This window comes from Streptomyces sp. NPDC020747 (genome assembly GCF_044334695.1).
Classification (GTDB): Bacteria; Actinomycetota; Actinomycetes; order Streptomycetales; family Streptomycetaceae; genus Streptomyces.
The window spans coordinates 775,119-787,518 of record NZ_JBIRTJ010000002.1 but is presented as its reverse complement, the minus strand read 5'-3'; the positions used below and the strand labels follow the sequence as shown (position 1 = coordinate 787,518).

Annotated in this window: 9 protein-coding genes, 1 tRNA gene and 1 pseudogene; 1 reads left to right on the top strand and 10 read right to left on the bottom strand. The window is 69.4% G+C overall.

All coding sequences use genetic code 11. The features are described from left to right. Positions 1 to 68 precede the first annotated feature (68 nt). The 9 genes from rpmE to ACH4YP_RS08560 form a co-directional block, all read right to left on the bottom strand. Entirely contained in the window at positions 69 to 296 is a 228-nt protein-coding gene (gene rpmE / locus ACH4YP_RS08600) for a 50S ribosomal protein L31 (protein ID WP_328844693.1), read from the bottom strand. Between the two features lie 201 nt (positions 297 to 497). Continuing rightward, positions 498 to 1,631 (bottom strand): LCP family protein, encoded by a 1,134-nt coding sequence (locus ACH4YP_RS08595; RefSeq protein WP_398489937.1) that lies wholly within the window; start codon positions 1,629 to 1,631, stop codon positions 498 to 500. Between the two features lie 366 nt (positions 1,632 to 1,997). Further along, entirely contained in the window at positions 1,998 to 4,046 is a 2,049-nt protein-coding gene (gene rho, locus ACH4YP_RS08590; protein ID WP_398489936.1) for a transcription termination factor Rho, read from the bottom strand. Between the two features lie 387 nt (positions 4,047 to 4,433). Further along, a complete protein-coding gene (gene thrB / locus ACH4YP_RS08585; RefSeq protein WP_398489934.1) occupies positions 4,434 to 5,363 on the bottom strand; it encodes a homoserine kinase in 930 nt (309 codons plus the stop codon). A 398-nt stretch (positions 5,364 to 5,761) separates the two neighbouring features. Continuing rightward, complete coding sequence (gene thrC, locus ACH4YP_RS08580; protein WP_398489932.1) at positions 5,762 to 6,820, bottom strand: threonine synthase; 1,059 nt, start codon at positions 6,818 to 6,820, stop codon at positions 5,762 to 5,764. A 6-nt stretch (positions 6,821 to 6,826) separates the two neighbouring features. Continuing rightward, positions 6,827 to 8,125 (bottom strand): homoserine dehydrogenase, encoded by a 1,299-nt coding sequence (locus ACH4YP_RS08575; RefSeq protein WP_361055285.1) that lies wholly within the window; start codon positions 8,123 to 8,125, stop codon positions 6,827 to 6,829. Positions 8,126 to 8,285: 160 nt separating this feature from the next. Continuing rightward, complete coding sequence (gene lysA, locus ACH4YP_RS08570) at positions 8,286 to 9,677, bottom strand: diaminopimelate decarboxylase (protein WP_361055211.1); 1,392 nt, start codon at positions 9,675 to 9,677, stop codon at positions 8,286 to 8,288. Positions 9,678 to 9,703: 26 nt separating this feature from the next. Beyond that, entirely contained in the window at positions 9,704 to 10,753 is a 1,050-nt protein-coding gene (nrtL, locus tag ACH4YP_RS08565; RefSeq protein ID WP_398489930.1) for an ArgS-related anticodon-binding protein NrtL, read from the bottom strand. Positions 10,754 to 11,015: 262 nt separating this feature from the next. After that, positions 11,016 to 11,534 (bottom strand): response regulator, encoded by a 519-nt coding sequence (locus ACH4YP_RS08560; protein WP_361055205.1) that lies wholly within the window; start codon positions 11,532 to 11,534, stop codon positions 11,016 to 11,018. Positions 11,535 to 11,690: 156 nt separating this feature from the next. Between ACH4YP_RS08560 and ACH4YP_RS08555 the strand changes: the two genes are divergently transcribed. After that, a tRNA-Arg gene (locus tag ACH4YP_RS08555) sits at positions 11,691 to 11,762 on the top strand. 159 nt (positions 11,763 to 11,921) lie between these two features. Here ACH4YP_RS08555 and ACH4YP_RS08550 read toward each other — a convergent pair. After that, a pseudogene (locus ACH4YP_RS08550) lies at positions 11,922 to 12,167 on the bottom strand (hypothetical protein); the annotation flags it as partial. Positions 12,168 to 12,400: the final 233 nt, after the last annotated feature.

Here is a 12,400-nt window from a genome sequence, read left to right as displayed (position 1 = left end):
CTGCACCGCAAAGCGCCGGTCCCAGCGCCCCCTGGACGGAGGCTCCGGAGACCGGCGCTGTGGGCTCGCTACTTGTTGTCAGCGGCAGCCTTGGCCTTGCCGAAGCGGGCCTCGAAGCGGGCCACGCGGCCACCGGTGTCGAGGATCTTCTGCTTGCCCGTGTAGAACGGGTGGCACTCGGAGCAGACCTCGGCGCGGACGGTGCCGCTGGAGATCGTGCTGCGGGTGGTGAACGACGCGCCACAGGTACAGCTGACCTGCGTCTCGACGTACTCGGGGTGGATCTCGCGCTTCAAGGTGTCTCCTAGTTTCGGGAGGGCGCCGGGTCGCCGCCGCGGGCTGCGGAGCGTGAACCGGGGCCGACGTACCAGTCTGCCAGGACTGGGGCCATCCCCCAAAACCGGGGGTTCGCGTCAGGTATTCCCCGCGGGCCGTCCGAGGCTGTTCGCGCGGTTCCCACCGGGCCCGCGGACGACGAACGGCCTCCCGGCGGAGCCCTAGCTCACGACACCCTTCGCCGCACCCGTAGCCGCCCCCTCGGTCGCCGACTTCGGGATCGGGCGGTCGTTCTTCAGGGCGTCCCAGACCTGCTGGGACTTGGCCTTGAGGACGAGGACGCGGTTGCCGTCGGCGGGGTCGTACTGGACCGGCATCGTCACCATGTTCATCTTCGACGGGCTGATGCCCTTGAGGCCGTTGGCGAAGGAGGCGAGGTCCTTGACGGAGGCGAGGTCGGAGTCGGTGGTGACGGTCTTCGTCGCGGTGTCCGCGAGGTCGAACAGCTTCTTCGGGCTGGTCAGTACGCCGATGTTCTTGACCTGCTCGACCAGGGCCTTGATGAACGCCTGCTGGAGCTGGATCCGGCCGAGGTCGGAGCCGTCGCCGACACCGTGCCGGGTGCGGACCAGACCGAGCGCCTGCTTGCCGGTGAGCTGGTGCGTACCGGCCTTGAGGTCGAGGTGGCTCTCCTCGTCCCGGATGCTCTTGGTCGTGGTGACCTTGACGCCGCCGAGTTCGTCGATGAGCTTCTGGAAGCCGCTGAAGTCGACCTCGACGTAGTGGTCCATGCGGATGCCGGTCATCGACTCGACGGTCTTCACGGCACAGGCGGCGCCACCGGTCGAGTACGCGGAGTTGAACATCGCCTGGGTCCCGGCGTCGTGCTCGACGCCCTTGCTGTCGGTGCACTCGGGCCGGTCCACGAGGGTGTCGCGGGGTATGGAGACCACGCTGGCCTTCTTGTGGCCCTCGTAGACGTGCACGATCATCGCGGTGTCCGAGCGGGCACTGCCGTCGTCGACACCGCCGCCGAGCTCCTTGTTGCCGCCGGAGCGGGTGTCGGAGCCGAGTACGAGGATGTCCTGCGAGCCGTTGTCGACGTCCAGGGGCCGGTCGGTGCCGAGTGCCTGGTTGATGTCGACGCTCTTGATGTTGTCGTTGAGCTTGAAGTACATGAACCCGAGGCCGCTACCACCCAGCACGACGACGCCCGCGGCGGCCCAGGCCGTGATGACGAGCGCCTTGTGACGCGTGCTCCGCGGCTTGCGGCGGCGGCCCTTGGCGCGGTGGCGCGGGACGCTGGAACCGGATTCCTCCGGTGTGCCGGGTTCCGGCATGCTCTCGGCAGACATGTGCTCCTCAGTCCTCGTACGTTCGGTTACCCCCTGCTGTCAGGGTCAGGCGTGGTCATCTGCCGTGACGTCTCTGTCAGGACCCGTCCGGTCAGACGTCGAAACCGAAAAAAGGGTTGCACGACGCGCTGTGACCGGGCTGTGGACGATCGAACACACTGTGTGAGGGGCGGGGCGGGCCGTCGAGCGCTCACCTGGGCTTTCGACGGCGGAGGGTGTGCTTCCGCGAGCACGTGGCGCTCCTCACATCTGTGGCGAAGGTCTCTCCGGCGCCCATTTCGCCGGGGCCCGGGCAACGCGAAGGGCCACCCCCGTTGCGTACAGGGGTGGCCCTTCGCGGTACCGGTCCGGCCGGCTGCGGTTCCGTCAGTCGTTGCCGTTGCCCGGCGTCGTCTTCTGGATCTGCAGCAGGAACTCGGCGTTCGACTTCGTCTGCTTCATTTTGTCCAGGAGCAGCTCGATCGCCTGCTGCTGGTCGAGCGCGTGGAGCACGCGGCGCAGCTTCCAGGTGACGGCGAGCTCGTCGCTGCCGAGCAGGATCTCTTCCTTACGGGTACCGGACGCGTCGACGTCCACCGCCGGGAAGATGCGCTTGTCGGCGAGCTTCCGGTCGAGCTTGAGCTCGGCGTTGCCGGTGCCCTTGAACTCCTCGAAGATGACCTCGTCCATGCGCGAGCCGGTGTCGACGAGCGCGGTGGCCAGGATGGTCAGCGAGCCGCCGTCCTCGATGTTGCGCGCGGCACCGAAGAAGCGCTTCGGCGGGTACAGCGCGGTCGAGTCGACACCACCGGACAGGATGCGGCCGGAGGCGGGCGCGGCGAGGTTGTACGCACGGCCCAGACGCGTGATCGAGTCGAGCAGTACGACGACGTCGTGGCCCAGCTCCACCAGACGCTTGGCGCGCTCGATGGCGAGCTCGGCGACCGTGGTGTGGTCCTCGGCCGGACGGTCGAAGGTCGAGGAGATGACCTCGCCCTTCACCGACCGCTGCATGTCGGTGACCTCTTCCGGACGCTCGTCGACCAGGACGACCATCAGGTGGCACTCGGGGTTGTTGTGCGTGATCGCGTTGGCGATCGCCTGCATGATCATGGTCTTGCCGGTCTTCGGCGGGGCCACGATCAGACCGCGCTGGCCCTTACCGATCGGCGCGACGAGGTCGATGATGCGGGTCGTCAGCACGCCCGGGTCGGTCTCCAGACGGAGCCGGTCCTGCGGGTAAAGGGGCGTCAGCTTGTTGAACTCCGGGCGGCCACGGCCGGATTCGGCGGCCATGCCGTTCGCCGAGTCGAGGCGGACCAGCGCGTTGAACTTCTCGCGGCGCTCGCCGTCCTTGGGCTGACGAACCGCACCGGTGACGTGGTCACCCTTGCGCAGACCGTTCTTGCGGACCTGGGCGAGGGAGACGTACACGTCGTTCGGGCCGGGCAGGTAGCCCGACGTACGAATGAACGCGTAGTTGTCGAGGATGTCCAGGATTCCCGCGACGGGGATCAGGACGTCGTCGTCGGCGACCTGCGGCTCGTTCGGACCGAACTCGTCGCGGCCACGCCGGCCACGGCGGTCCCGGTAACGGCCGCGGCGGCCGCGCCGGCCACCCTCGAAGTCGTCGTCGTCCTGGGGCCCGTTGTCACGCTGACGGTCCTGGCGTTCCTGGCGGTCCTGACGACCGCCACTCTGCTGCTGGCCGCCCTGACGGTCCTGACGGTCCGGGCCACCCTGACGGTCCTGGCGCTGCTGGTTGCCGCCACCCTGGCCGCCCTGCTGCTCGTCGCCCTTGCCACGGCGGTCGCGGTCGCGGCCACCACGGTCACGGTCGCCGCGGTCACGACGGTCGCGGCGGCCCTGACGGCCCTCGCCACCGTCACCGGCGTCGCCCTGGGACTGGGCGGGAGTCTCGGCCTTCGGCTCGCTCTTCGCCTCGGCGGTGACCGTCTCAGCGGTGACCGTCTCGGGGGTGCCGGCCTCGGCGGTCGCGCGGCGCCGACGGCGCTCAGCCGGAGCGTCGTCACTCGCGGGCTGGCCGGGGATCTCGATCTGCTGCTGTGCCACGGCCTTCTCGGCCTTGGCCTCCGCCTTCTTGTCGGCGGGAGCGGCGTCGTCGCCCGTACGGGCCTTCGAGGTGGCGCGGCGCTTCGGCTTGGTCTCGGTGGCGGTCTCGGCCTTGGCCGGAGCACCCCCGCCCCCCTGCGCCTCCTTGATGACCTCGATCAGCTGGCTCTTGCGCATCCGCGCTGTGCCCCTGATGCCGAGGCCGGATGCGACCTGCTGCAGCTCGGCCAGCACCATGCCGTCAAGGCCGGTACCGCGGCGCCGACGGGAGCCGGCACCGGTGGCAGGCGCGGAGGCGTCCGTGGCGGGCGCTGCAGCGGTCTCCTCGACACGTGCGCCCATCAGATCGGTGGTGTCGCTCACGAAGGGTCCTTCCCTGGAGCGGACGTCGGCCTGTCTGGCTCGGCGACCGGTTGTGCTGTCCGACAGTGGTCCGTCATGTGTGGACCGTGCCGGGGCGGTGGTCCGCCAAAAGGCGGAGGGAATTTCTGGGATGACGTTTCCCGGGGCCATGGACCTGAGGTGCTGTGTCCATCGGCTCGTTCACGCCGGTTCCGGAGCGTGCTCAGCACCGCTCAGCGCGTAGCACCCAATGCATGACGCAAGCAGTTTGGGGGGCTCCCGGAAGAATGGTTGTCCCGGACGGGGACGTGAAGCACCTCGCCATGGTGGGGTCGGGTGCAGACTTGAGGTTAACACTACCGGATCCAACAAACATTCCCCCTCTCGAAATCCGGCGACCGTACGTAGTCAATGAACGCTGAACGGAGCAAGCGGCAGCACGCTCGCCCCCGTGGCGTCGAGGCCCAGCCGGTTGGCCGCCCAGCCCTCGCCCGCCAGTCGTGCGACCTTGTCGGCCGCGGTGTCGGCGGCGAGCGCGAGCACGGTGGGCCCGGCGCCGGAGATCACCGCGGGAATTCCGTCGGCCCGCAGCCGCTCCACCAGCGCCGTGCTCTCCGGCATGGCCGGGGCGCGGTACTCCTGGTGCAGTCGGTCCTCGGTGGCGGGCAGCAACAGCTCGGGGCGCCTGGTCAGAGCCTCGACAAGCAGTGCGGCGCGGCCCGCGTTGGCCGCCGCGTCGACGTGCGGGACGGAGCGCGGGAGCAGTCCCCGGGCGGTCTCGGTGAGGACCGGCTTGGCCGGTACGAAAACCACCGGAACGATGGAATCGGCGGGCTCCATCCTGATGGCGCGCGCGGATCCGCCCTCCAGCCAGGACAGCGTGAAACCGCCCAGCAGACAGGCCGCGACGTTGTCGGGGTGGCCCTCGATCTCCGTCGCGAGCTCCAGGAGCGCCTCGTCGTCGAGCTTGCTGTCGCCGCCTATGGTCACAGCGCGTGCGGCGACGATGCCCGCGCAGATGGCCGCTGACGAGGAGCCGAGGCCCCGGCCGTGCGGGATGCGGTTGGCGCAGACGATCTCAAGACCGCGAGGCTGTCCGCCGAGCAGATCGAAGGCGGTGCGCAGGGAGCGTACGAGCAGATGGTTCTCGTCGCGTGGGAGCGTCTCGCTGCCCTCTCCTGCGATGTCGATGTTCAGTCCGGAGTCGGCCACCCGGACGACAACGTCGTCGTACAACCCCAGTGACAGACCGAAGGCGTCGAAGCCCGGGCCGAGGTTGGCACTGGTGGCGGGGACGCGCACCCGGACGGCGGCGGCGCGGAACGCTGGACCGGCCATCGCTCGATGACTCTCCTTGAGCTTGAGCTGCGAGATTCTCGAAATCCTGCGAGACATACGGAAAATGCGGAAGACCCAAAGGCCGCAGGGACGGCGCGGCACCGCGGCATATGCGGCGGGCGGGTTCGGTACAGCCTATCGAAGGAAGGTTCTGTGGCGACATAGGGCGCACAGGAGGCGCACGATGCGTGTCGTAAGCCCCTCGTGCACCCCCCCTTTTTTTAGCGCTCGGTTCGCCTCCGGGGCGCAGAAGCCTGTGTCGAGAGTCCGACCGTGCTCGACCCTCCTTCGTCGGGCGCTCCGCGCGCTCGGACTCTCGACACAGGCGCGCCCCTTCGGCTCACTCGCTGTTGGGGGGCCGGCGTTGGTGTCGGGCTGTGCCAGGGCGAGGTGCCCTGTTACGCCAGGCCGAGGCGTTCGGCGGCCGTTGCCGCGTCGACCGGGACCGTGACCGGCTGCGGTGCGCCCGCGACGGCCCAGTCGGGGTCCTTGAGGCCGTTTCCGGTCACCGTGCAGACGATGCGCTGGCCCGGGTCGACCTTGCCCTGCTCGGCGGCCTTGAGCAGACCGGCGACCGAAGCCGCGGAGGCCGGCTCGACGAAGACACCCTCCTGAGCGGCCAACAGGCGGTAGGCGCGCAGGATCTCACGGTCCGTCACCTCGTCGATGAAGCCGCCCGACTCGTCCCGCGCGGCCAGCGCGAACTTCCACGAGGCCGGGTTGCCGATGCGGATCGCGGTGGCGATCGTCGAGGGGTCCTTGACGACCTCGCCGCGCACGATGGGCGCGGAACCGGATGCCTGGAAGCCCCACATGCGCGGGGTCTGCCGGGCGATCCCGTCAGTGGCGTACTCGGTGTACCCCTTCCAGTACGCGGTGATGTTGCCCGCGTTGCCCACCGGAAGGACGTGGATGTCGGGGGCGTCGCCCAGCATGTCCACGATCTCGAAGGCGGCGGTCTTCTGCCCTTCGATACGCACCGGGTTCACCGAATTGACCAGCGCCACCGGGTAGTTGTCGGAGAGGCTGCGCGCCAGCGTGAGGCAGTCGTCGAAGTTCCCGTCGACCTGGAGGATCTTCGCGCCGTGCACGAGCGCCTGGCCCATCTTGCCGAGCGCGATCTTGCCCTGCGGTACAAGAACGGCACAGACCATTCCGGCCCGTACGGCATACGCGGCGGCGGACGCCGACGTGTTGCCCGTCGAGGCGCAGATGACGGCCTTCGCGCCCTCCTCCTTGGCCCGCGTGATGGCCATGGTCATGCCGCGGTCCTTGAAGGACCCGGTGGGGTTGGCACCCTCGACCTTGAGGTGGACCTCGCAGCCCGTGCGCTCGGAGAGCACCTGCGCGGGCACGAGCGGCGTACCGCCCTCACGCAGCGAGACGACCTGCGTGGTGTCGGATACCGGCAGCCGGTCCCGGTACTCCTCGATGATTCCGCGCCACTGGTGGGTCATTGCTCGTTACTCTCCTTCAACCCGCATGATGCTGGCGACACCCCGCACGGTGTCGAGGTTGCGCAACGCCTCGACGGTCCCGTTGAGGGACGCGTCGGACGCGCGGTGCGTGACGACGACGAGAGAGGCCTCGCCGCCTCCGTCCTGTCGGCCTTGCTGCCGAACGGTATCGATCGAGACACCGTGCTCGGCGAAAACGGTCGCGACCTGGGCGAGAACACCCGGTTTGTCCGCCACATCGAGGCTGATGTGATAGCGGGTCACGACCTCACCCATGGAGCTCACGGGCAGCTGGGTGTACGCCGAGTCGCCGGGCCCGGTCGCACCGCTGAGCTTGTTGCGGCAGACCGCGACGAGGTCACCGAGGACGGCGGACGCGGTCGGCGCACCGCCGGCGCCCGGCCCGTAGAACATGAGCTGCCCGGCGGCGTCGGACTCGACGAACACGGCGTTGTACGCGCCGCGCACGGAGGCGAGCGGGTGACTCAGCGGAATCATGGCGGGGTGCACGCGCGCGGTGACCGATCCCCCGTCGGCGGCCCGCTCGCAGATGGCGAGCAGCTTGATGGTGCAGCCCATCCGTGTCGCCGAGGCGAAGTCGGCGGCGGTGACCTCGGTCATGCCCTCGCGGTAGACGTCGTCGAGACGCACGCGCGTGTGGAAGGCGATCCCGGCGAGGATGGCGGCCTTCGCGGCGGCGTCGAACCCCTCGACGTCGGCGGTCGGGTCGGCCTCGGCGTACCCCAGGGCGGTGGCCTCGTCGAGGGCCTCCTGGTAGCCGGCGCCGGTCGAGTCCATCTTGTCGAGGATGAAGTTCGTCGTCCCGTTGACGATGCCGAGCACCCGGTTGACCTTGTCGCCGGCGAGGGACTCGCGCAGCGGGCGGATCAGCGGGATGGCACCGGCGACGGCGGCCTCGTAGTAGAGGTCCCGGCCCTGCTCCTCGGCGAGGGCGTGCAGCGCGGCACCGTCCTGGGCGAGGAGCGCCTTGTTCGCGGAGACGACGGACGCGCCGTGCTCGAAGGCGGTGGTGATGAGCGTGCGGGCGGGCTCGATACCGCCGATGACCTCGACGACGACGTCGATGTCCCCGCTCTTGACGAGCGCGGTGGCGTCGGTGGTGACGAGGGCGGGGTCGATGCCCTCACGAACCTTGGAGGGCCGGCGTACCGCCACACCCGCAAGCTCGACGGGGGCGCCGATCCGTGCGGCGAGATCGTCGGCGTGCGTCGTCATGATGCGCGCCACCTCTGAGCCGACAACCCCACAGCCCAGCAGCGCCACCTTCAGCGGACGCGTACGCATCATCCGACCTCGTTTCCTCATACCGTCACGGTGGGACCAGTCTCACTCACCGGACGGGGGTTTCTATGCCTCGTCCGGATCGTGAGATGTCTATTTCATTTGCGCGAGGGCGGCAGACAGGAGATCTTCCGCCCCGCTCAGCATTGTGCCGTCATTCCTGTCAGCCGACGTCGAGACGCAGGAGGTCCTCCTCCGTCTCGCGGCGGACGATCACACGTGCCTCGCCGTCGCGGACCGCCACGACCGGCGGGCGCAGGGCGTGGTTGTAGTTGCTCGCCATCGAGCGGCAGTACGCGCCGGTGGCCGGCACCGCGATGAGGTCGCCGGGCGCGAGGTCGGCGGGCAGGAAGGCGTCCTTCACGACGATGTCACCGCTCTCGCAGTGCTTGCCGACGACGCGTACGAGCATGGATTCGGCGTCGCTCGTACGGGAGACGAGCGCGACGCTGTACTCGGCGTCGTACAGCGCGGTGCGGATGTTGTCCGACATGCCGCCGTCGACGGAGACGTACGTACGCAGTCCTTCGAGGGGCTTGATGGTGCCGACCTCGTAGAGCGTGAAGGCGGTCGGACCGACGATGGCGCGACCCGGCTCGACCGAGATGCGAGGCGTCCGCAGCTTCGCGGCCTCGCACTCGCGCGTGACGATCTCGCCGAGCGCCTTGGCGATCTCGTGCGGCTCACGCGGGTCGTCGTCGCTGGTGTAGGCGATGCCGAGGCCGCCGCCGAGGTCGATCTCGGGAAGCTCGACGCCGTGCTCGTCACGGACGGCGGCGAGGAGGGCCACGACACGACGGGCGGCGACTTCGAAGCCCGCCATGTCGAAGATCTGCGACCCGATGTGGGAGTGGATCCCGATCAGTTCGAGCCCGTCGAGGGTCAGCGCGCGCCGTACGGCCTCGGCGGCCTGGCCGTCCGCGAGCGCGATGCCGAACTTCTGGTCCTCGTGCGCGGTGGCGATGAACTCGTGCGTGTGGGCCTCGACGCCGACGGTGACGCGGATCTGCACGCGCTGCCGCTTGCCGAGCGACTGGGCGATGTGCGCGACGCGCACGATCTCCTGGAAGGAATCGAGGACGATCCGCCCGACACCGGTCTCGATGGCCTGGGTGATCTCGTCGGTCGACTTGTTGTTGCCGTGGAAGGCGATGCGGTCGGCGGGCATCCCGGCGGACAGCGCGGTGGTGAGCTCGCCGCCGGAACACACGTCGAGGTTGAGCCCCTCCTCGTGCAGCCAGCGCACGACGGCGCGGGAGAGGAACGCCTTGCCGGCGTAGAACACGTCGGCGTCGTGCCCGAAGGCGGTACGCCAGGCGCGGGCGCGGGCCCGGAAGTCGGTCTCGTCGACGAAGTAGGCGGGCGTGCCGAACTCCTCGGCGAGCGCGGCGACGCCGATCCCCCCGACGCTGACCTCACCGGTGTCCGTACGTGTGACGGTCTGGGCCCAGACCTTCGGGTCGAGGGCGTTCAGGTCGGCGGGCGGGGCGGAGTAGTGGCCCTCGGGCCAGACATCGGCGTGACGGGGCCCGGCGGGGTGTGCGGAACGGCTCATGGCTGTTGGGCTTCCTCAGAGATGTTCTAGAGATGTTCTGGGGCGTCGATGCCGAGCAGGGACAGGCCGCCGGCCAGCACCGTCCCGGCGGCTTCGGCAAGCGCGAGCCGGGCGCGGTGGGCGGCCGAGGGTTTCTCGTCACCCAGCGGAAGCACGGTGTGCTGGAAGGCGAGCATCGCGTCGGCGGTGACGACGAGATGCCGCGCGAGACGGTCGGGCGCACGGTGGCGGGCCGCGGTGGCGAGGGTCCGGGGGTGGGCGGCGAGGGCGTCGACGAGGTCTGTCGTGTTGCCCTGTACGTCGCCGGGGGCGCCGGCGAAGCCGAGGGTGGCGGCGTTGCGGGTGAGGGCCCGGGTACGGGCGTGGGCGTACCGGACCCTGAAGAGGGGGTTGGCCTCGCGCTGGAGGAGATGGTCCGAGGTCATGCGGGGACGGTCGTGCGACGCGGGGTGCAACAGGGCCCAGCGGGCGGCGTCGCGGCCGAGGGGGGTGGGGTCCTGGCCGGCCGGTACGGGCCGGACGTTGACCTTGAGAGGCGCCGGCGCGGTCGGGGTGCCGTGGGCGTCGACGCTGACACCGAGGACGGCCGCCCAGGCCGGGTCGGGCTCGTCCTCGCAGGACGTACGGACGAGGGCGCCCTGAGAGCGGAGGATCCGCGCGACGGCGTGAGCGGTGACGGCGGCGCGTACTTCGCGGGGGTGGTGGAGCTGTACGAGGCCTCCGGTGGACTCATCGACGAACCCGTACCGCGCGCCACACCTCAGAATCTCGGCGACAAGGGCCTGCTCTCCACTCCCGTCGAGGGTGATGTTGAGGAAACCGGGTCCGGTGATGTCGACGCCGGCCACGCCTTCCGCGTCCGCGAGATGCGACCGCAGAATCTCGGCGACCTCCTGCGGCGGACGGCCGGCGGGGCGGGCCAGCCGCAGAGCGACGTTCGTGGCGTAGTCCCCACGACCGCCGGGCCCCGGGGGCGCGACCTGGACACTCTCCGGCACTGGCGCGACAAGCTCGCCCACGTCCACCGCGCGGCGCACTGCGCGCAGGACGGTACGGGAGAGCTCGACGGGGGTCACGGGACAAGCGTAGGGGAGGAGGGGGGTGGGTAGGCGAACGGGTTTGGGGGGAGGTCCGGGATATGGACGGTGGGGTGGGAGTGAGGGCGGGGCGGGGGCCTGTTCGAGTGCCGGGCTGGGGTGGGCCGGAGGGCCGGCGCGGGGTGGTGGCTTGTGGCCGGGTGCGGGCCGGTGTGGGTTGCGGGCCGGGGCGCCGAGGTGGGGGGCGACGATCTCGGGCAGCCGGCGATGACGGTCTCGGGCAGCTGGTGGTCGACTCGACTCAGCTGCCGGTACGGCCGGCGCGCTCGGTCTCGCCGGAGCCGTAGACGCTCTCGGCACCCTCGAAGGGCGCACCGGTGGCCGGAGTCTCCCGCCGCTCCAACAACTGGCGTACAAGCCTGACCAGTTCGGCGGGCTCGAAGGGCTTGGCGAGGAAGGCGTCGACGCCGACGTCGAGGCCGTTCTCGACCTCGTACTGGTTGCAGGCGCTCACGATGGCGAGGGGGAGGTTACGGGTCCGCGGATCGGCCCGGAGCCGGGCGGCGGTACGCAGTCCGTCCAGCCGGGGCATGACCACATCGAGGGTGACCACATCGGGCCGGACCTGGTGGATGACGTCCAGACACTCGACACCGTCGGCCGCGGTCACGACCTCGAGACCCTCCAGCTCGAGATTGACCCTGATCAGTTGCCGGATGACCTTGTTGTCGTCCACAACAAGCACCCGACCCGACGCGCCTGGCACAACTCGAGAGTAGGTCGGCACGTGGCACCGCGTCCGGCTTTTCCCCACTTCCACCCCGCGCGAGCGATCCCGAACCCACCCGTAACCCACCCGCCACCCAAGATCGGAACGACCCCCGACACCCTCTCCCCCACCCCCAAAACCCGTTCATGGCGACCCCGAAAGAGCTGGTAGGGTTCTACCCGTCGCCGCAAACACCGCGCCCGACACGCCCCCGTAGCTCAGGGGATAGAGCAACGGCCTCCGGAGCCGTGTGCGCAGGTTCGAATCCTGCCGGGGGCACTCGCCTACACAGACCACATACCAATTTTGGTACCTGGTCAGGGCGAATGCCGAAATTGAGAGAGCGGGAGTCAGTCTCACTGACTCCCGCTCTTTCTCGTTGTCTCTCACTGTCCGCGCACTATCTGCGATACACGCGACACACCTCCGACACGCTCGTCAGGCCGTGTCCCCCTCCTCTTCCAGAGCCTTTGTGATCTTCGCGTTGGCCGCTTCCTCGTGACCGTCGATACAGCCGTGATACCGGCGGTGGATCACCTCCGGGGAGTTGCCTACTCGCCGTGCCACCTCCGCGATCGGCACGCCTGCGTTCAACGTCAACGTGCCCCAACCCGCCTCCGGCAGGTTGCAGTCAGAGAGCCTCAGCCCGACCGCCTCAGCGGGTCTGAGACCCGCGTAGTAAAGATGCCGCCGCAATTCGGCTGTATGAGCGTCTTGGGTGGCACAAGCTGGGGATGACGGCTCATGCGTACGGGGCAGGGCAGCAGACCGAAGCTATGTGCTACGTATCCCCGGCTCACTCAGACATGTAGTGCTGGCGCCTTCCATCACTACTGCGGGACCTGATCATGGGGGAACGCGCTCTCCATGATGAGCGTCAGTAGATCCCGTAGCTCATCATGACCAGCCCGTGAGCT

What these genes read in the sequence shown, in the direction of transcription:
- thrB (WP_398489934.1), bottom strand. Translation starts at nt 5,363, where the DNA reads ATGGCCGGTCCAGCGTTCCGCGCCGCCGCCGTCCGGGTGCGCGTCCCC.
- thrC (WP_398489932.1), bottom strand. Translation starts at nt 6,820, where the DNA reads ATGACCCACCAGTGGCGCGGAATCATCGAGGAGTACCGGGACCGGCTG.
- ACH4YP_RS08595 (WP_398489937.1), bottom strand. Translation starts at nt 1,631, where the DNA reads ATGTCTGCCGAGAGCATGCCGGAACCCGGCACACCGGAGGAATCCGGT.
- lysA (WP_361055211.1), bottom strand. Translation starts at nt 9,677, where the DNA reads ATGAGCCGTTCCGCACACCCCGCCGGGCCCCGTCACGCCGATGTCTGG.
- ACH4YP_RS08575 (WP_361055285.1), bottom strand. Translation starts at nt 8,125, where the DNA reads ATGCGTACGCGTCCGCTGAAGGTGGCGCTGCTGGGCTGTGGGGTTGTC.